Annotated in this window: 16 protein-coding genes; 7 read left to right on the top strand and 9 right to left on the bottom strand. The window is 41.6% G+C overall.

Going from position 1 to position 18,719, the window contains the following annotated elements:
* Positions 1-6 precede the first annotated feature (6 nt).
* The gene (locus AC1XUE_RS06485) at positions 7-999 is read left to right on the top strand and encodes a GNAT family N-acetyltransferase (protein ID WP_483355123.1); all 993 of its coding nucleotides are present in this window, start codon (positions 7-9) and stop codon (positions 997-999) included.
* Here the strand turns inward: AC1XUE_RS06485 and AC1XUE_RS06480 are convergent.
* The 3 genes from AC1XUE_RS06480 to AC1XUE_RS06470 all read right to left on the bottom strand — a co-directional run bounded on the left by AC1XUE_RS06480 (position 956) and on the right by AC1XUE_RS06470 (position 3,636).
* Positions 956-1,750 carry a DUF3108 domain-containing protein gene (locus AC1XUE_RS06480; protein WP_483355122.1) on the bottom strand — a complete coding sequence of 265 codons (795 nt, stop codon included), beginning with the start codon at positions 1,748-1,750 and terminating at the stop codon, positions 956-958. The genes AC1XUE_RS06485 and AC1XUE_RS06480 overlap by 44 nt on opposite strands.
* A 15-nt stretch (positions 1,751-1,765) precedes the next feature.
* Complete coding sequence (locus tag AC1XUE_RS06475; RefSeq protein WP_483355121.1) at positions 1,766-2,803, bottom strand: aminopeptidase; 1,038 nt, start codon at positions 2,801-2,803, stop codon at positions 1,766-1,768.
* An 86-nt stretch (positions 2,804-2,889) separates the two neighbouring features.
* Positions 2,890-3,636 (bottom strand): acyl-CoA desaturase, encoded by a 747-nt coding sequence (locus AC1XUE_RS06470; protein WP_483355120.1) that lies wholly within the window; start codon positions 3,634-3,636, stop codon positions 2,890-2,892.
* 396 nt (positions 3,637-4,032) lie between these two features.
* Between AC1XUE_RS06470 and recA the strand changes: the two genes are divergently transcribed.
* Positions 4,033-5,103, top strand: coding sequence for a recombinase RecA (gene recA / locus AC1XUE_RS06465; protein WP_483355119.1), 1,071 nt, complete (start codon positions 4,033-4,035; stop codon positions 5,101-5,103).
* A gap of 85 nt (positions 5,104-5,188) precedes the next feature.
* Here recA and AC1XUE_RS06460 read toward each other — a convergent pair whose 3' ends face one another.
* The 6 genes from AC1XUE_RS06460 to AC1XUE_RS06435 form a co-directional block, all read right to left on the bottom strand.
* Complete coding sequence (locus AC1XUE_RS06460) at positions 5,189-6,724, bottom strand: sigma 54-interacting transcriptional regulator (protein WP_483355118.1); 1,536 nt, start codon at positions 6,722-6,724, stop codon at positions 5,189-5,191.
* A 14-nt stretch (positions 6,725-6,738) separates the two neighbouring features.
* The gene (rny, locus tag AC1XUE_RS06455) at positions 6,739-8,310 is read right to left on the bottom strand and encodes a ribonuclease Y (RefSeq protein ID WP_483355117.1); all 1,572 of its coding nucleotides are present in this window, start codon (positions 8,308-8,310) and stop codon (positions 6,739-6,741) included.
* Between the two features lie 147 nt (positions 8,311-8,457).
* Complete coding sequence (locus AC1XUE_RS06450; protein WP_483355116.1) at positions 8,458-8,769, bottom strand: cell division protein ZapA; 312 nt, start codon at positions 8,767-8,769, stop codon at positions 8,458-8,460.
* Positions 8,766-9,110: a hypothetical protein gene (locus AC1XUE_RS06445; protein ID WP_483355115.1), complete on the bottom strand. Its 345-nt coding sequence runs from the start codon at positions 9,108-9,110 to the stop codon at positions 8,766-8,768. The genes AC1XUE_RS06450 and AC1XUE_RS06445 overlap by 4 nt, the downstream gene beginning before the upstream one ends.
* Positions 9,111-9,227: 117 nt before the next feature.
* Positions 9,228-11,642 carry a phenylalanine--tRNA ligase subunit beta gene (pheT, locus tag AC1XUE_RS06440; protein WP_483355114.1) on the bottom strand — a complete coding sequence of 805 codons (2,415 nt, stop codon included), beginning with the start codon at positions 11,640-11,642 and terminating at the stop codon, positions 9,228-9,230.
* Positions 11,643-11,857: 215 nt separating this feature from the next.
* The gene (locus AC1XUE_RS06435; RefSeq protein WP_483355113.1) at positions 11,858-12,505 is read right to left on the bottom strand and encodes a DUF1684 domain-containing protein; all 648 of its coding nucleotides are present in this window, start codon (positions 12,503-12,505) and stop codon (positions 11,858-11,860) included.
* Positions 12,506-12,693: 188 nt separating this feature from the next.
* On the opposite strand from AC1XUE_RS06435, the gene AC1XUE_RS06430 reads away from it, so the two are divergent.
* From AC1XUE_RS06430 to AC1XUE_RS06410, 5 genes are all read left to right on the top strand, one after another.
* Positions 12,694-13,071, top strand: coding sequence for a response regulator (locus AC1XUE_RS06430; protein WP_483355112.1), 378 nt, complete (start codon positions 12,694-12,696; stop codon positions 13,069-13,071).
* 5 nt (positions 13,072-13,076) lie between these two features.
* The gene (locus AC1XUE_RS06425; RefSeq protein WP_483355111.1) at positions 13,077-13,838 is read left to right on the top strand and encodes an MBL fold metallo-hydrolase; all 762 of its coding nucleotides are present in this window, start codon (positions 13,077-13,079) and stop codon (positions 13,836-13,838) included.
* A 66-nt stretch (positions 13,839-13,904) separates the two neighbouring features.
* Positions 13,905-15,875 carry a glycosyltransferase family 39 protein gene (locus AC1XUE_RS06420; protein ID WP_483355110.1) on the top strand — a complete coding sequence of 657 codons (1,971 nt, stop codon included), beginning with the start codon at positions 13,905-13,907 and terminating at the stop codon, positions 15,873-15,875.
* A gap of 41 nt (positions 15,876-15,916) precedes the next feature.
* Positions 15,917-17,050 (top strand): PLP-dependent cysteine synthase family protein, encoded by a 1,134-nt coding sequence (locus tag AC1XUE_RS06415; protein WP_483355109.1) that lies wholly within the window; start codon positions 15,917-15,919, stop codon positions 17,048-17,050.
* 53 nt (positions 17,051-17,103) lie between these two features.
* The gene (locus tag AC1XUE_RS06410) at positions 17,104-18,681 is read left to right on the top strand and encodes an NFACT RNA binding domain-containing protein (protein WP_483355108.1); all 1,578 of its coding nucleotides are present in this window, start codon (positions 17,104-17,106) and stop codon (positions 18,679-18,681) included.
* The last annotated feature ends 38 nt before the right edge of the window (positions 18,682-18,719 follow it).

Genomic DNA, 18,719 nt, shown 5'->3' with positions numbered 1-18,719 from the left:
ATTGTGTTGGAACCTGTTCTCCTTAATCGTTCAGATATAGATCCCTGTCGCTGGGATGTTCTGATTACTGATTCTTTACATTCTGTTTTTTACGGATTCAGCTGGTATCTGGACATTGTAAGTGAAAGCTGGCAGGCGCTTGTCTGGCCATCTGCTAATGATTATCAGATTATAATGCCATTGCCTGTCAAGAGACGGCTGAGTTTTCCGGTTATTTATCAGCCTCATTTTTGCCAATATCTCGGAATATTTTCCACGGCGGTCTTAACGAACGAGATTGTTTCTATCTTTTTAAGATCCTGTCTTTCTCACTTTCCTTACATATCTTCTTACAGTTTTCATCCTGATTTGTCAGGTACGATCAGGCATTTGATGAATCGTTTTCCGGATGTATCATTTTTGGAACATCGCACATGCAGAAAATCCCCTGTACAAAATCAATCCTATCATGCTGACAGAAAACGAAATCTGAAAAGAGGGCTTGAATGGAACTGGATATGCGAAGAGCAGACAAATACCGCTGCACTTATTGCTCTGTTCAAAGAGCATCATGCGCAGCGAATTGAAGGCGGGGTACGTGGGAGTGCTTACCAAACGCTTGAAAAGTTGGTAAAGGTTTTTCGACAATATGGAACCGTGACATTACAATATGCTACTTTGCATGGAGAAGTGCACGCAGGCATTTTGATTTTCAGATACGGACGCTATTCAGTATATATCTTTAATGCTGCAGACGATCATGGACGGAAAGGAAATGCCCGCACAGTGATGTTGGATCGCTATTTTCAGGAGCATAAGGAAACTGACTTAATCTTTGACTTTGAAAGTGCGCAAAAACCTGATGTTCGTTCTTTCTATCAGTCGTTTGGCGGAGTGGATACGGTGTTCTTTACGATGAGTAAAACGAGCTTGCGATTCCCGCTTAACTATGTTCAATCCATTCGCAGGTTTCTGATCAGAACCATACGGGCTCTGCTTTTAATCCTTTGTAAGATTTGAGATCCATTTCAAGAGAACCTATCACCAGTTCCACCTGAACTTTTAGTGGGATTTTATTCACATCATCGGAGATCCAGAGCTTCATAGCACCTTCGCCTTTGAATAGTTTGTTATCAGGGATCAGCGGGTTCAAACGTAGTACACGTGTTTTACCAAACTTCGTCTTGATTACATCTTTACCCACATACCTTACCCTGAGCTTATACACTTCACCATCAAAAAAGGTAGGCACTTCAATCACCTCTCCTTCTGCTATACGATCGAAGTTCATGGTTCGTAAAAGGAAATAACCGCTAATAATATCATGTACATTATTAGGGACTGCATATGTTTTTGTTTCATCTTTTATAGATAATACAGCGACATCCTTGTTGTGATTGAAAACCACCGTTTCGTCTTTTCTGTATTTATTTTCCTGAATATTTCTCTGAAACATTTGCGGAATGATAGCGGCTGTATCAACATACGACCTCCAGGTATCTCGCACTCTGGATATCAGGTCAAATGGACCAACGGTGCGGCCTGTAACATTGATTTTATAACACGGCTTGTTATTTACCACAGAGAAGTTTTTGGCTATTTCGACTTTTGCTTCCGCTGCATTAATGAAGCCGTAATGTACGCGGTACTCTACCTTTTCGCCAAAGCCAAAACTTTTATTAGGTACTACCCTGGCTTGGTCAAACTGTCGGAAACCTGCAAAAACTAATGAAATTAAGAGAATAAGTAGTGTAAGGTGTATGTATTTCATGCTTAAAAGTTAAGATTAGAGAGAGGGGTATTTATCCTTCAGATAACCCAGATACTTTTTAAAATTGCTTCCGAATTTGCTTTCGTATTCTTGCTTGAAAACATTTTGTTTGGATTTATAAGTTTGATAACTTATAAAATACGCATTTCCCGGTAAAAAAGATGTCTCGTCCGAACGTTTGGCTTTCAACGTTTTTCTTCCGCCCATCAGTGTATCGGTAGCACTAACAATTTTCAATATCATGTTCTTTTTAGCAGAGTCTTTTTCTGGTTTTGGTGTTTGGTCTGGCCCGAATGTAAGATAAAGACTATCTAATTGCTTTATGCCCCTTAACATATGTTGCGAATAAGCATCATTGTATTTTTTAGAATACTCATAGTCTGCATATTGCTTTGAATCTGCTCCATATTTCTGTTTTAGAAAAAGTGTAGCTCCTAAATCTCCGACAAAACTGGCCAGGTTTTCATTTAATTCCAGATCATTTTTAACAAAAAGTGTTCCATGAGTAAGTTCGTGGAGAATAAGATTAGCGAGGCTTCCTTCCCTTCTTTTGAACATGCTGGAGAGAATCGGATCCCGGAGATAACCCAGTGTTGACCAGGCTGACACTTCGCCGATATCGGTATCAAATCCTTCATCTACCAGCACTTTTTCTTCTTTTACTGCACGTGTAGAATCGAAATAGCCTTTGTATGGAAAGCTGCCGAGGATGGGGAAATGCCATTTATAGGCCTTGATTCTATATCTGTCGGATGCTGTAATAATCCAGATAAGCGGCTTGTTATGTTGATCGTAAAAGGTTGTATAGTTTTTTGAAGGAGAAAGACCCAGCGAATCCACCCCGAATTGTTTGATTTCTTCAATCAAACGGATTTGTGCTTTTAATGAGTCCGGAAAGGCCGGGTCTGCCAATACTTCACTGACATCCTTTACATTTAAAAGAATGCTGACCTGTCCTTTTGCCTGCATCCATCCATAACTCAGCAGGTCACGGTAAACAATGCCAAATGTAATAACGACACAGAGTAGGGCAATGAGGATTTTTTTTAGCACGATATTCTGACTTGTTAAAACTCAAAAAAGGCCGGTGATGAACAGCCGGCCGGTTGAAAAACAAAAATATCGTATGTTTTTAGTTTTTACATATAATTCAGATCATTATTCGGTTTCAGTTTGATGATCCTGAGCTTGTTTAATAATAAAATAAAAGGGTAGGTAGGATCAAATTCATGCCATTTGAAGCCAAAATTGGCACGACCTCCAAACTTATGGTGGTTGTTATGGTAAGATTCTCCCATCATTAAAAAGTCGAAGGGCAGAAGATTCTTAGCAGTATCATTTACGGGAAAATTAACGTATCCATATTTATGCGCATACCAATTGATAATCGCTCCATGTACCGGTCCCATTAGAAAGTGAATGGGCAAAAGCAGATACATCCACCAATGCGTAGCAAATTGTACATAGAAAAGGATATAGAATATGCCCCAGCCCAATCTGGATAACCATGAGTCTCCGATTTTTTCCATAAACTCCCAGTGTGGTACACCTTTTTTGAATTTGGCTTCGATGGTATCTGTACGCCTGACAATTGTATTGTAGTAATTTTTTGTTTTCCACATCATGTCTGTCAGGCTGCTCGAAAAGCTGGGAGAGTGCGGATCATCCTCGGTATCAGCATAAGCATGATGAAGACGGTGCATGACGCCATAGGCGTAGGGACTTAGAAATGAAGATCCCTGGAATACCCAGGTAAATACATAAAATGTTTTTTCCCAGGCAGGACTCATCGTAAACATTTTGTGTGCTGCGTAGCGGTGGAGGAAAAAGGTTTGCATCAGTAAGGATAGATACCAATGCGCAATAAAAAACAGTAAAATAATCATAATGAAGCGAAAGGAGCTTTGATAGGATAAGCTGCAAAGGTATTTTTACAGCATGTAGAGATTGATGACGAAAATCATTTTTAAACGAAGCATTCGACGTATATCTACCCATGCCGCGTACACCAATTATCACTGAAATTGCGATAATCAGATACTGGAAAATTTTTACAGAATGATATGGTTTGATACAATTAATATCATATCTTTGTTACTGAAATTATCGATGAGCTTATTTCAGGTGTGTGCTTCAACACGTTGAAGCATTACATCACATAGGACAAGATAGATTTTAGATTTACTTTGAATAGCGTAAATTTACATCTGTTGAGGAAATATGAAGAAGCGGTTTGTCAAAACAACCTTAATCATAACATAAACAATTACTTTTCATTAAGTATGGCAGCACCAGCAACAACCGATAAAGAAAACAAACTAAAGGCACTTCAGACTACCCTTGAAAAGTTAGATAAGACTTTTGGAAAAGGTACAGTAATGCGTCTTAGTGATACCAAAGTTCTTGATATTCCTGTCATTTCAACGGGATCTCTGGGATTAGACCTTGCTCTTGGAGTAGGCGGCGTTCCCCGCGGCCGTATAGTAGAAATATATGGACCGGAATCATCCGGTAAAACGACGCTTTCTATGCATTGCATAGCTGAAGCTCAGAAGAAAGGTGGCCTGGCTGCTTTTATAGATGCTGAACACGCTTTTGATCGTTTGTATGCAGAAAAGCTTGGGATCGATACGAGTAACTTACTGATTTCTCAGCCAGACAGCGGAGAGCAGGCTTTGGAAATTGCCGAGCATCTCATCAGCAGTGGAGCGGTGGATATCATTGTCATTGACTCTGTAGCTGCTTTGGTACCAAGAGCTGAGCTTGAAGGAGAAATGGGAGAAAGCAAAATGGGGCTTCAAGCGCGTTTGATGTCTCAGGCACTTCGTAAACTGACAGGTGTGATCAACAAAACAGGATGTTGCTGCATATTTATTAACCAGCTTCGTGAAAAAATCGGTGTCATGTTCGGTAATCCTGAAACAACTACGGGTGGTAACGCATTGAAGTATTATGCTTCTGTACGTCTGGATATTCGTAGAGTTGGCCAGATCAAAGAAAGCGCTGATGCGATACTTGGTAACCGGACCAAAGTGAAAGTTGTAAAAAATAAAGTAGCTCCTCCTTTTAAAGTGGTAGAGTTTGATATCATGTATGGCGAAGGAATCTCCAAAGTAGGAGAAGTGATCGACCTTGCGGTTGAGTTGGAAATTGTTAAAAAGGCAGGATCCTGGTTCAGCTACGAAGGAAATCGTTTAGGACAGGGACGTGATGCTGTAAAGGCATTATTGAAAGATAATCCTGAGTTGCTGGACGAACTGGAAGCAAAAGTGCGTGCAAAAGTGAACAATGAGCCTGATTCGCTTATTGATACCAGCGAACCTAATGTGACAGACGAGGGATCTCCTGAGTAATAGCTGATCAATCAAAAAAATGCCCCGGGAAGTGTAAAACTTTTCGGGGCATTTTTATTAGTAAGTAAAAAGGTATTGACGGAACCTAAAATAGTTTGCTGTCGTCGTCATCTTCGTCAAAATCGAAATCTTCATCATCGGGACCAGAGAACATACTGCTCACCAGATCCTGAAACTTCATGCCCTGATCCAGTGATTGTTTTCCAATCAAAGAGAACTCGGCCATTCCGTGTAATGCAAATTCCATCATGAAAAGTTTTTCTTCCTTGCTTCCGTAAGCGCTCAACATGTCGACAAAATCGTCAAGCCCATCTATACTGCCTAATCGGGCTGCATATTCCCGATCGGTCATATCTCCGATCATTTCCATTTCATTGCCGGCACCAAACCACTCAATGACTTTTGCGTATGGATTAATCTTGCTTTTTTTCGATTTTTCAGGATCAGGAAAGAAATTCAGAAACTGAGTTCTGATCGCTTTGCCGATTAGGTTCTGAGCGACGATAACAGGACCTTCCACTTCACCCTCATATACCAGTTCCACTTTACCGCAAATAGAAGAAACCACCCCATAGAGATCCGATATGCGCCCATATGTGCTGTCTTCCCCGTTAACCAGCGTGCGACGCTCTGCAGTACTTAATAGTGTTTCATAGGCCGATATTGTCAAACGTGCAGATACACCACTTTTACTATCTACATATTCACTGTCTCGGGCTTCAAAAGCAATTTGTTCAATCAGGGTTTTGATGAGGTCGTTCACTACAACTACTTCACCTTGTCCTTTTTTAACGATTGCTTCCTGTTCCGTTATCTTTCTGCCTGTTTCGAGCGTCTTCGGATAGTGCGTTACGATCTGGCTTTCGATACGGTCTTTAAGTGGCGTTACTATACTTCCGCGGTTGGTATAATCCTCCGGATTGGCTGTGAATACAAATTGGATATCGAGAGGCAAACGAAGTTTGAAGCCCCGTATCTGAATATCTCCTTCCTGCAAAATATTAAACAGCGCAACCTGAATTCTCGCTTGTAGATCGGGCAACTCATTAATTACAAAAATACCGCGATGCGACCGTGGAATCAGTCCATAATGAATAACGCGTTCATCCGAATAAGGCAATTTCAAGGTGGCCGCTTTAATAGGATCTACGTCACCAATCAAATCTGCAACAGATACATCAGGAGTCGCAAGCTTTTCGGTGTAACGCTCATCTCGATGCAGCCATGCAATCGGCGTCTGATCACCAAATTCAGACAAGGTATCCTTTGCAAAACGGGATAATGGCTGCAATGGATCATCATGCAACTCAGAATCCTTTACGTAAGGAATATATTCATCCAGAAGATTGATCATCATCCTGGCAATCCTTGTTTTAGCCTGACCACGTAAACCCAGGAAATTAATATTGTGCATCGACAAAATGGCACGTTCAACATCCGGAATTACAGTTTCTTCGTATCCCCATATTCCGGGAAACACACTTTCCTTACGCTTTATCTTCTCTATCAGGTTATCACGCAGCTCCTGTTTAATGGAGCGGGGTGCATAACCGGCTTTTTTTAAATCACCGAGGGATTGAATTTTCAATCGCTCCGAACTACTCAGATTTAGATAGGTCATTGAATTTGTTTGGATTATCTTGCATAGGCAACCGAACGCATCTCACGAATTACCGTGATTTTGATTTGTCCAGGGTATTGCATTTCCTTTTCAATTTTTTGAGATATATCGAATGAGAGCATTCCTGCTTTTTCATCCGACACATTATCAGCATCAATAATGACACGAAGTTCGCGTCCAGCCTGGATCGCATAGCACTTCTCAACACCATCGAATGACAAGGCCATGTTTTCGAGATCACGCAGCCTCTGAATGTAAGATTCCATCATTTCACGACGTGCACCCGGGCGTGAGCCTGAAATCGCATCACAAACCTGAATGATCGGAGAAAGCATACTCGTCATTTCGATTTCATCGTGGTGAGCTCCGATGGCATTGCATACTTCCGGATTTTCTTTATACTTTTTCGCCAATTCCATACCTAGAATTGCGTGCGGCAAATCAGATTCTTCAGGCCATACTTTTCCAATATCATGCAGTAAACCGGCTCTTTTGGCAAGTTTGGTATTTAAGCCAAGTTCAGCTGCCATTGTAGCGCAAAGTTTTGCTACCTCGCGTGAGTGCTGAAGAAGGTTTTGACCATAAGATGAACGGAAGCGCATACGACCAATCATCTTTACTAATTCAGGATGCAATCCATGGATACCCATATCGATTACCGTACGTTCCCCGATTTCTACGATCTCATCGTCAATATTTTTACGGGTTTTCGCAACCACCTCTTCAATTCGTGCAGGGTGAATACGTCCATCCTGTACCAGGCGATGAAGGGATAACCTTGCGATTTCACGACGTACCGGGTCAAATCCTGATATCACGATGGCTTCAGGGGTATCATCTACTATAATTTCGACGCCGGTTGCCGCTTCCAAAGCACGAATATTTCGCCCTTCACGACCAATGATCTTACCTTTAATATCATCATTTTCGATATTGAATACAGATACACAGTTTTCAATAGCGTGTTCAGCAGCAGTACGTTGAATAGTTTCGATGACGATCTTTTTCGCCTCCTTGGTAGCTGAAAGGCGCGCTTCTTCCATTGCGCTTTTCACATAGGATCCCGCTCTTGTATCAGCTTCTGCTTTAAGGGCATCTATCAGTTGTTCGCGCGCCTGATCTGCTGTAAGGTTCGCAATTTTCTCCAACTGAGCAACCTGCTGTTGCAAAGACTTCTCAGCTTCTTCACGCTTCTTGTTAGCTACATCGATTTGCTGAGCGAGATTGTTTTTCTGAGATTCCAGATCCTGCTCGCGCTTTTTGTTCTGATCAATACTCTGATTCAGCGTCTGTTCACGTTGCTTTAGCTTTTGCTCATTGGTCTGGAGAATGTTTCTTTTCTTATTTGCATCCTCTTCAAACTCTGATTTCAGGCGTAGATATTTTTCTTTTGCTTCAAGAATACGGTCTTTTTTAATGTTTTCTGCTGAGTTTTCCGCATTCCGGATAATTTCTGCTGCTCTGTCTTGCGCTTCTTTTTCCTTTTGATCGAAAGATTTTTGAAAGATGTATTTACCTGCAAATACACCGATACCAACAGCGATGATATCGGATAAGAGGACAATAAAAATGGATGAATCTGGCATTTTATGTAATGGTTACAATATAGTTGGCTTTTGCCGACTACCAAAGTATGAAATGCCGAACCAGATGGCTGAACGATGGAATTCTTTAAAGAATAAGACAAAGGTTAGGAATATAGACTGATAGGCCGAAACAACTTCTCGTTAATTTCAGCTATCTATAGCATTTGCGACGGCTGCATCCAGTTTTTCTATTCTTTCCTGAAATGCTTCCATCATGCCATCCATTTGTTCCCGAATGCGTTGCAGTGCAACCATACATTCTATTGCAGTGAGACCCATTGCCTCAATATCGTCGTAGCCCTTTGTCTTTGATTTATGCTGCTTTACGCGCTCCATGAATACTTCATAGCCATCCCTGTAATATCTTTCCTGATCAGCCGGCACACTCAGCTTGAAGCCTCTGTCCAACAGTTTTATAAAGACAGAAACGTCAGGATTAGGTATGTTATTTTTTTTCATAAGCTATCTTCAAGCATTTCAATGCACTTATCGATCTCCTCTATATATCGTTCAACTGATTCTTTCAGTTCGGCTAATCCGCTCGTTGGTGTCAGTTTACTAGTGACAATTTTAGCGAAACTTTTAGACTTATTAAAGTCTTTTTCTAAAGTACCGTATTTTTTCTTTGTTTCCTTCGCCTCTTCCTTTAACCTCGTGTTAGATAAACGGAGTTCTGCATTTTCACGCTGTAATTCTGATACTGACCAGGTTAGATTCTCTTTAGTATTAATAAGAATTTCTAATCTTCTTTCCAGATCGGCCAGTTTAAGTTCGATAATGCGTGTGCTGCTCCTTTCCATTCTTGTTCGGGTTTTTGTTTGAAGGCTTTATCAGGTTTCTCAGAAAAATGGAATTATTTTGAAAAAATTGTCAAATAAAAACGTGCAGGAGCTGCTTTTGGTCTCCTGCACGGAAAATCACTTGCGGATAATGGCATTGAGATCACGCTCGTAATTAGCGATTAATCTTGTCATGGTTTTATCAATCACCTTATCTGTAAGGGTTTGTTGATCATCCTGCAAAATAAAACTGATGGAATATGATTTACGTCCTTCCAGATTGGCCCCTTCATACACATCAAAAACATTAACGGAACGTAAGAGCTGGCGTTCGGTTTTAAACGCAACCTGACGCAGTTCTTCAAAGGTAACTTTTTTGTCGACTACCAATGAAAGATCTCTTCTTACTTCCGGGAATTTAGATACTTCGCGGTATTGTACTGCGCTGTCATATTGCTTTAGTATATATTCCCAGTCAAAATCTGCATACAGAACAGGCGCTTTAACACTGGCCTTTTTTGTGACTGCCGATTTTAGCAACCCGAAAGTCACCACAGGTTTTTTATTTACGCTCAATGTCAGTCCGTATTGTAACAGATGTGAATCAGCCTCCTGTTTCTCTATATTACGAATTTTCATAGCAGCCAAAACCTGACTTACGACTGCGGCCAGATCATGAAAAGCGTTTTCTTTTGACTTTGCAATCCAGCTTTCATCCTGTGTGTTTCCGGACAGGAACACAGCAAGTCTTTCTTTCTCTGAATACTTTTCATTAATGAGATTGTAAGTCTTACCAAATTCAAAAAGTTTCAGATCGCGTTGACGGCGGTTGATATTGTGTTCAATTACTTCAAGGCCCGAAAAAACCAATGACTGACGCATCACAGACAGGTCTTCGCTCAGGTAATTGAGAATTTTGACTGTGCTTTGTTCAGCCTGTTCTCCCAGCAGTGCTGCGTAATCTGGTTTGGTGAGTGAGTTGTTGATCATCTCATAAAAACCACTTGCTGCTAACAATTCTGCAACACGCATTTTCAGTTTTTCAGGATCATTGACCGGAAAATCGGAAAGGAAGTCAGAGCTTAGTGACTCAGAAAGCTCTACTTGTCCGAATCCATAAATCCTAAGAATTTCTTCTATTACGTCAGCTTCTCTTTGCACGTCCACGCGATAAGGCGGTACAATGGCCACAAATCCGACATCTGTTTTTTCTTCCAGTGCAATGTCAAGGCCTGTAAGAATCTGTTCAATTTTTTCCGCCCCAAGTGATTTTCCTATCAGCCTGTCTATATTTCTGTAGCTAATATTGATCCGGAAATTTTCAATCGGATCCGGATAAATGTCAGTGAAATCTGAAGTAACCTGTCCACCTGCTACTTGCTGAATCAGAAGAGCTGCACGTTTTAGTGCAAACAGAGGCATATTCGGATCTGTACCCCGCTCGAAACGGAAAGACGAATCTGTTTTAAGTGTGAAACGCTGAGCAGTACGCCTTACCCAAATAGGAGAGAAATACGCTGATTCGAGGAAAATGGCAGTTGTGGCATTACTGACGCCTGAGTCAGCTCCTCCAAATACCCCTGCGATACACATCGGATCCGTAGCGTTGCAAATCATCAGATCCTGGTTGGACAGTGTTCTTTCCAGATCATCCAATGTGGTGAATTTTGTATCGGCTTCCACCGTTTTAACAATTACCCGATTGCCATCCACTTTGGCAGCGTCGAACGCATGAAGTGGCTGGCCCAGCTCGTGACACACGTAATTAGTTACGTCTACAACGTTATTGATGGAACGGATCCCAATTGTCTGTAGCTTTTGTTTCAACCATTCAGGCGATTCTGCTACGGTAATTCCTGATATAGTGAGACCGGTATATCTGGGGCATGCCTCCGTATTTTCAACACTTACTTCAAATGTCAGCGACTGATCAGCTACCCGGAAATCTACGACAGAAGGAAGTTTAATTTCCCTGTCCAGTAACGCTTTTAAATCACGCGCTACACCAAAGTGAGATGCTGCATCCGCACGGTTGGGGGTCAGGCCGATTTCTATCAGGTAATCGGAAGAGATTCCGAAATAATCAGCGGCCGGAGTTCCGTTTGGCGTATCTGTATCCAATACAAGTATACCGTCATGAGATGTGCCGAGTCCAAGCTCGTCCTCTGCGCAGATCATACCTTCCGAAAGCGCTCCTCTGATTTTTGATTTTTTCAGTACAATCGGGTCTTCACTTCCGGTAGGATATAGCACAGCTCCTACGGTAGCCACCACTACTTTCTGGCCGGCCCCTACATTAGCTGCGCCACATACGATATTTAGTGGTTCAGCGAGGCCAACATCTACTGTCGTAATTTTCAGACGATCTGCTTCAGGGTGTTTTTCACAGGTAAGAACTTCACCTACGACAACACCTTTCAAGCCACCTCTGATAGATTCTACTTCTTCAATACTTTCAACTTCCAGGCCTGTGGCGGTCAGCAGTGTACCGATTTCTTCCGGAGTTTCAGTCAGCTCGATCAGTTCACCCAGCCATTTATAAGAAATTTTCATGCGATATAAAAAACAGTAAACCTGTCCGTACCTACCTGAGTAAGTACAGCGGGGTTCTTCATGGTTATGTTATGTAGTATTTTCTCAGTCAAGCAGGATAGCTCAGTACTCCTAAAACAAAAGTATCCGAAACCTTACCAAGCGAGCTGAATTACAAAACTAATAATTTAAGTGCTAAGAGTACGGAACGGGTCTTCCGGAAACAGTTTTTTTATTTAATGAACTCCTTCTTCCACCTGTTCTCCTGCCCACAATGGAATAGGTAGCGTATTTTCAGCGGGCGGTACAGGGCATGCGTATTCAGGCTGATAAGCGCAATAGGGGCTGTACGCATTATTGAAGTCAAGTACGAGCGTATTGTTTTTAATGTCTGAAACAGGATAATCGAGATAACGGCCTCCACCGTAGGTTTCTTTACCACTGGTTTCATCGCGGAAAAGTACAGAGATCACTCCTTCGCTTTTCAGTAGCAGAAGCTTATGGTCTTCTCCGTTTATTTTAAAATGAGCATATCCGTAACGTTCGTATTTTTCTGATGTACTATCAGTGTACGGGATTATGAGCTCTTTGTCGTCCTTCATATAAGGTGATATCGTTGCTTTCACCCGGTATGCAGGATTTACTTTAAAGTAATGCAGGCCGTGGAAGCTTTCTTTGTCTTTGATAGGGGAGTCAGGCCCGGTACGAAAAAGCTCGTCCTTCGCTACTCTTTCTTTATTGATCTTATCAATGTACTCCTGAGGGCGGGTTACAGCTATGTCCTCTGATGTTTCAGAGCCAGGTAGGTTTTCGACTACAAAATAGGTGAGGATCGCAATTACCATGGCAATTGTACTCCATCTGATAACTTTATTTTTGAACATATTCTGCTTGATTCAATGTACTGAATAAAGTACAAACTTACATCTCAAAGACTGGTTTGAAAATGTATAAGACGTTTATTTACTTTTTTTGATAATTTTGAAACTTGCGGCCGGATTCATTTGCGATCTTGGATTAAATATGCCTAACTTGACCTTATTATTTATAAACACAATACCTGATTCATTATATGTCATACACAAAGCGAGTACTCATTGCCGAAGATAGTTCCGTAATTCAAAATCTGGCAAGGAAGATTCTGGAATTTCAACACTACGAAATTACTTCCGTGAAGAATGGGGAGCAAGTATTACAACTTCTTGAAAAAGAAGACTTTGATATCATTTTGCTTGACATCAACATGCCAGTAATGGATGGAATGGAATGTGCAAGAAGCATCAGGAAATTGTCGGATACTAGAAAAGCAAAAACACCAATCGTAGCTATAACGGGTAACGCAAAAAATTACTCAGAAGAAGACTTTAAAGAGGCCGGATTTGATGACGCGCTGATGAAACCGCTCAATTTTGACCGCCTGGTTGAGGTAGTGGCGCATTTGACGGAATAGTCCGGATGAAGATTACATTTCTAGGAACCGGCACATCGCAAGGAATACCAGTTATTGCTTGCGATTGTGCCGTTTGCCGTTCATTAGACCCACGAGACAACCGCCTTCGCACCTCAGTTTGGGTGGAGGTACATGGGAAATCTTTGATTATTGATACCGGGCCGGATTTCAGGCAGCAAATGCTGAGAGCCAACGTACGTGATGTCACAGCGGTATTGTTTACGCATCAGCACAAAGATCATACTGCCGGTCTTGATGACATTCGTGCATATAATCATCGCCAGCAACAAGATATCCCTTTGTACGGACGCCAGTCTGTCCTGAATCAGATAAAAGGAGAATTTGCTTACGCTTTCAGTGAACAGCGATATCCCGGGGTTCCTCATTTCGAACTTTGTCCCATTGAAAATCACGCATTTTCTATTGAAGGCATCTCCATTACGCCTATCGAAGTCATGCATCACAAACTGGCTGTATTTGGATATCGGATAGGTGATTTTACATATATAACAGATGCCAACTATATTTCTGAAAAAGAGCAGCAGAAAATTCTTGGCTCACGTGTACTCGTGCTGGATACGTTACAAAAGGAGCCGCACCTTTCGCATTTTACATTATCTCAGTCATTGGAACTTATCGATAAACTGAATGTTCCACAAACATACCTGATTCATATGAGTCATAAATTGGGAAAGCATGCTGACATTGAAGCTGAGCTCCCGCCACATGTTCGTTTGTCTTACGATGGTCTGACTATTGAACTGTAATTTACAGACCTACACACATAACCATATAGCCAAATTTGAATTAATTATACCTCTACTCAATAATCAATGATACTCCTCATACCCATGGCGATCCTGTTGGCCACAGCAGGTAGTTTCATGGCTCTTCCTATTCATGTTAGTTCACCTCTCAGGCGATCGCTATTATCAACGGCGCTTGGTTTGTTGCTTTTTATTGCTCTTTCCACTGAATTTTTAAGCTTTTTCAACGCGATTAATAAGACAGGAATTGCGCTTTCATGGCTTTTCCTGGATCTTGCGCTGGGGTGGTGGTGTTTCAGTTTACGAAGCAAAAATGAAGTTCGGTTTACAGATCTGCCTAAATTGTGGGCCGGCAGATTCACCACATTCCGGCAGTCGCTGGGTGCTTTAACACAACTTGTGCTTTTTTCAATTCTTACGATCACCCTGATTGTAGCCTTAATAGCAAAGCCGAACAATATTGATTCGCTCTGTTACCATTTGAGCCGGCTGGGTTACTGGTTACAAAGTGGAGACGTCAGGCATTATGCATCCCATATAGAAAGGGCAATCTCCTTTGCTCCTCTGTCGGAATATGTGCACTTGCACACTTTCGTTCTTTCTGGGGGAGATCGTTATTTTCAGCTTTTGCAATGGCTGTCGATGGTGGGTATTTTGTTTTATGTATCGATGCTGATAGCGTTGTTTGACGGAAGCACATCGGCAATGAAAATAGCGCTTTGTTTCGCCATTACCGTACCGATCGGTGTGCTTGAAGCCATGACTACCCAAAATGATCTGGTCATTTCGTTTTTCATTATATCTGCAGTTTATTACATTTTTAGCTTTCTGAAATACGGTTTACAGGCAGATCTGTTTCTTCTGGTGGTTGCTGTTGCAATGGGAATTATGACAAAAGGGACTTTTGTATTTTACACGCTTCCCTTTGCGTTGTATTTTTTGATTGTGTTACTGAAACGAAGGGAATGGAAAATGCTCATAACTACCGGTTTGATGGTCGTCATGCTGACACTGATCTGCAACGCCCCGTTCTGGTATCGGACCTATGAGATTTTTAATAGTCCTATTGGGACCATGAGCTCCGGAAATCAGAATGACCACACAAATCATCGTGTATTTGCTTCTTCGATATCCAAGCACGTCTTTCTGCACCTTGGATTCGTGTCGCCGGGAGATAGCTACAATGGATATTTGCAGCAGGTTCTTGCGGATTTTCATGACAGGCTGGGCATTCCACTCGACTCCCCTTCAGCAGGAATGCCATTTAAAATGAATAAGCTGAATTTTAATGAAGATTTTGCACATAACTTCCTGGCTATGTGGTTGATTCTGTTTGGGGTATTGGCGCTGCCATTTAGTATTATGACTTTCAGAGGTAAATTGTATTGGTCGCTGGCATTCTTTGCATTCCTGACTTTTTGTTATTTTATTAGTTATCAGGTATACGGTTCGAGAATTCACTTACCGTTTTTTATGCTGATGGCCCCCGCAATTGGCCTGTTGTATTCGATGCTGAATGGGGTTATTCAAAAAGTACTTCTGATGACACTATGGCTGAACGCATTACCTTTCGCATTGCTAAGCTCTACCCATCCGCTGCTTTCTACAAAATGGTTCTTTGATGAAGTTTTCCCGGTAATTAATAAACCGCTACAGCTGAATATTCAGCCAGAAAAACTTTACAATCTTAGACAGAAAAGCATCCTCGAAAGTACGCCCGGAGAAATGCTTTGGGGAGAAAACTGGCAGGAAATACAAGAAATGGTGACTTTGATCGATGCAGTGGATGCGAAGAATATTGGCTTTGATTTTGAAGAGTTCAGTCATGACTATGCGTATCAATATGTGATCAGAAAAGAAGGGAGGCGGTTTAACCATGTCATGGTGAGAAATCCATCTGCGGCCTTAGAAGACAAAGATTTTCTTCCTGATTGTATTGTTTCAGAATACCGGCACTCGGACATACTTGTGTACAAATATATGACCTATCAAAGAAAATGGAGTGGGCGGGGAAGGTCATTGTATATTCCCAACTGATCGGGAAAATATAACTACATGGATTTGAAACTTATCTTTTCTTGTATACTGATTGGGATGATTTCATCTTTGTAGAAAATATCGTTCTGCACGTGCAATATTCAGTAAATAAAACAACAGAGGTTACATCCTGGTTAAGCAATGCCGTTTCAATTATCGAAGCTGACTACCAGCGTTCTGCCGATACGCACCTGGTATTTGTGACATTGGCAGGATTTCCTGATATAGATTTTTATTTTAAGGATGAATCTACGCATCCTTCCGGGAGCCTTAAACATCGGCTCGCCCGATCCCTATTTTTATATGCGCTATGCAATGGATGGATTAACCAGGGAACCACCGTTGTTGAGGCTTCCAGCGGTTCTACGGCAGTTTCCGAGGCATACTTCGCTCAGTTACTTGGGCTGCCTTTCGTTGCTGTGATGCCTAAAGCTACAAGTCCGGATAAGATTCAGGCTATAGAATTTTATGGAGGAAGATGTCATTTTGTAGATCATCCTGCCGAAGTGTACGAAGTTTCACGTGCTATTGCTGACCAGACAGGAGGGCACTTTATGGATCAGTTTACATTTGCGGAACGCGCTACAGACTGGCGTGGGAATAACAATATTGCGGAATCTATATTCAGGCAAATGAGCCATGAAAAGTATCCTGTTCCACATTGGATCGTCACAGGCGCTGGTACCGGTGGTACATCCGCCACATTGGGCAGATATGTGCGATATGAATGTCATTCAACAAGAATATGTGTAGTCGATCCTGAAAATTCTGTTTTCTATGACTACTGGCAGCAGCGGGATCAAACACTTTGCAGTACATACGGTTCAAGAATTGAAGGTATCGGGCGGCCCAGGGTAGAGCCATCCTTTTTACCCAGTGTGGTAGATCATATGATCCGGGTGCCGGATTCGGGAAGTCTGGCGGCGATGCGCGTACTGAGTAAATCGCTGAACAGAAAAGTAGGCGGGTCCACGGGAACAAACTTCTGGGGGGTATTGCATCTTGCCCAGCAAATGAAAAAGGAGGGAGAGAAGGGTTCTATTGTGACGCTAATTTGTGATTCGGGAGAAAGATACCTGAACACCTATTACAATGAACATTGGCTGGAGGCCGGCGGATTTCTTGAAGATGTGAAAAAGGAAGAGGCGGTTTTGCTACATGTAATATCAAATTGATTTCTGAATAAAGACAGAGGAGAAATTCACTGTTTGTTAAATACAATAACAAATTGCATCAGAATTATTATTTTCTAAAAAAGCTGGTTCCTCGTTTAAACGAAGAATTAACCGGTAAATTTCTGGTTGAGACGTTCAGTCAGGAAAAAGATGAGCTGGTGCTTGTCTTTGCCAGCGCATTTGCTGACGAGTCACTGGAAAGTCCGTTTTTCATTAAAGCCATGATGCGCTCAGATTTTTCGAGTCTGAGTTTCCCGGAAAAATTTGACAGAGCAAGGAGAAACAGTGTTAATCTTTTTGCCGGATTCCAAGGCGTGAAAATTGTGGCTGTTTCGCCCTTTGTAAATGAGAGAGCATTTGCTTTACAATTTACAAATGGAAGTACATTGGTTTTTAAAATGTATGGAAATAGATCAAATTTAATTGCTTTCGATTCGCAAGGTTCTGTGGTAGAGTTTTTTAATAATAAACTTACTGCAGATCATCAGCTTATCCTGAAAGATTTTAACAGGCCGATTGAACAAACTTTTGAAGCCTATTTACACCACAATCAGAAGCATGAAGTGCTTTTCCCCACTTTTGGAAAACAGATCAATACCTATCTGAATGGAAAACTGAACGGAATTACAGAACCGGAAGTTCGTTGGAATATCATACAGTCTGTATTGAATGAGTTGGGTGATGGTACTTTCTATCTTGTTCAGTATGAGCATGCGACTGCGTTATCTCTCTTAGCTTTGGGTGAAATAAAAGAGACTTTCACCGACCCGGTTGAGGCTTTAAATGCATTTTATTACGCTTTTATACGTCTTACAGGGATAGAGCGTGAGAAAGCGGAAATCATCAGGATTCTAAATAAAAGACTTCGGCAGACCGAAAACTTTCTGGATAATACGTTTAGTAAGTTGGTTGAATTGGAAGGAGCAATCAGGAATGACGAACTGGCCAATATCATTATGGCCAACCTACATCAAATCCCGGCTCGGGCTGAGGTCGCTGAATTATATGATTTTTACCGGGATCAGCCTATCAGGATTAAATTAAAAAAAGATTTAACCCCTCAGAAAAATGCGGAGGGATATTATCGTAAATCAAAAAACGAAAAAATAGAGATTGACAGGCTGAATGAAAATCTGGCTGCCAGGGAGGAAGAGAAGATACAAATCGCCAAACATCTTAAATCCATCGATGGTATTGACTTGTTGCGTGAATTGCGTGCTTATATCAAATCTAATGGATTACATGGAGCAACTCACAAGGGGAATGTACCTGCAGCTGAGCTTTTCAAGAAAGTGGAGTACATGGGCTATGTCATACTGGTGGGAAGAAATGCCAAAAACAACGATCTGCTTACAAGACAATACGCTTCCAAAGAAGATTTATGGCTGCATGCCAGGGATGTAAGTGGCTCTCATGTTGTGATTAAAAAGCAACCTGGAAAAAACTTTCCGTCGCCGGTCATTGAAAGAGCTGCCGAGCTGGCTGCATTTTATTCGAAAAGGAAAAATGATAGTTTGTGCCCGGTGATTGTTACGCCTAAAAAATATGTAAGGAAATTAAAAGGAATGCCCGAAGGAGCCGTTACAGTAGATAAGGAAGATGTAGTGATGGTGGTAGCAAAGGGAGAATAACAGGTGGTTTGTGATGGTGCGTATAGGGTTGGGTTTCA

It is taken from the genome of Dyadobacter sp. HNCC25DJ187, assembly GCF_056895255.1.
The sequence above is the reverse complement of the archived record's forward strand: the minus strand, read 5'-3'. Positions and strand labels throughout refer to the sequence as shown.

What these genes read in the sequence shown, in the direction of transcription:
- AC1XUE_RS06480 (WP_483355122.1), bottom strand. Translation starts at nt 1,750, where the DNA reads ATGAAATACATACACCTTACACTACTTATTCTCTTAATTTCATTAGTT.
- AC1XUE_RS06470 (WP_483355120.1), bottom strand. Translation starts at nt 3,636, where the DNA reads ATGATTATTTTACTGTTTTTTATTGCGCATTGGTATCTATCCTTACTG.
- recA (WP_483355119.1), top strand. Translation starts at nt 4,033, where the DNA reads ATGGCAGCACCAGCAACAACCGATAAAGAAAACAAACTAAAGGCACTT.
- AC1XUE_RS06460 (WP_483355118.1), bottom strand. Translation starts at nt 6,724, where the DNA reads ATGACCTATCTAAATCTGAGTAGTTCGGAGCGATTGAAAATTCAATCC.
- rny (WP_483355117.1), bottom strand. Translation starts at nt 8,310, where the DNA reads ATGCCAGATTCATCCATTTTTATTGTCCTCTTATCCGATATCATCGCT.
- AC1XUE_RS06450 (WP_483355116.1), bottom strand. Translation starts at nt 8,769, where the DNA reads ATGAAAAAAAATAACATACCTAATCCTGACGTTTCTGTCTTTATAAAA.
- AC1XUE_RS06445 (WP_483355115.1), bottom strand. Translation starts at nt 9,110, where the DNA reads ATGGAAAGGAGCAGCACACGCATTATCGAACTTAAACTGGCCGATCTG.
- pheT (WP_483355114.1), bottom strand. Translation starts at nt 11,642, where the DNA reads ATGAAAATTTCTTATAAATGGCTGGGTGAACTGATCGAGCTGACTGAA.
- AC1XUE_RS06435 (WP_483355113.1), bottom strand. Translation starts at nt 12,505, where the DNA reads ATGTTCAAAAATAAAGTTATCAGATGGAGTACAATTGCCATGGTAATT.
- AC1XUE_RS06430 (WP_483355112.1), top strand. Translation starts at nt 12,694, where the DNA reads ATGTCATACACAAAGCGAGTACTCATTGCCGAAGATAGTTCCGTAATT.
- AC1XUE_RS06425 (WP_483355111.1), top strand. Translation starts at nt 13,077, where the DNA reads ATGAAGATTACATTTCTAGGAACCGGCACATCGCAAGGAATACCAGTT.
- AC1XUE_RS06420 (WP_483355110.1), top strand. Translation starts at nt 13,905, where the DNA reads ATGATACTCCTCATACCCATGGCGATCCTGTTGGCCACAGCAGGTAGT.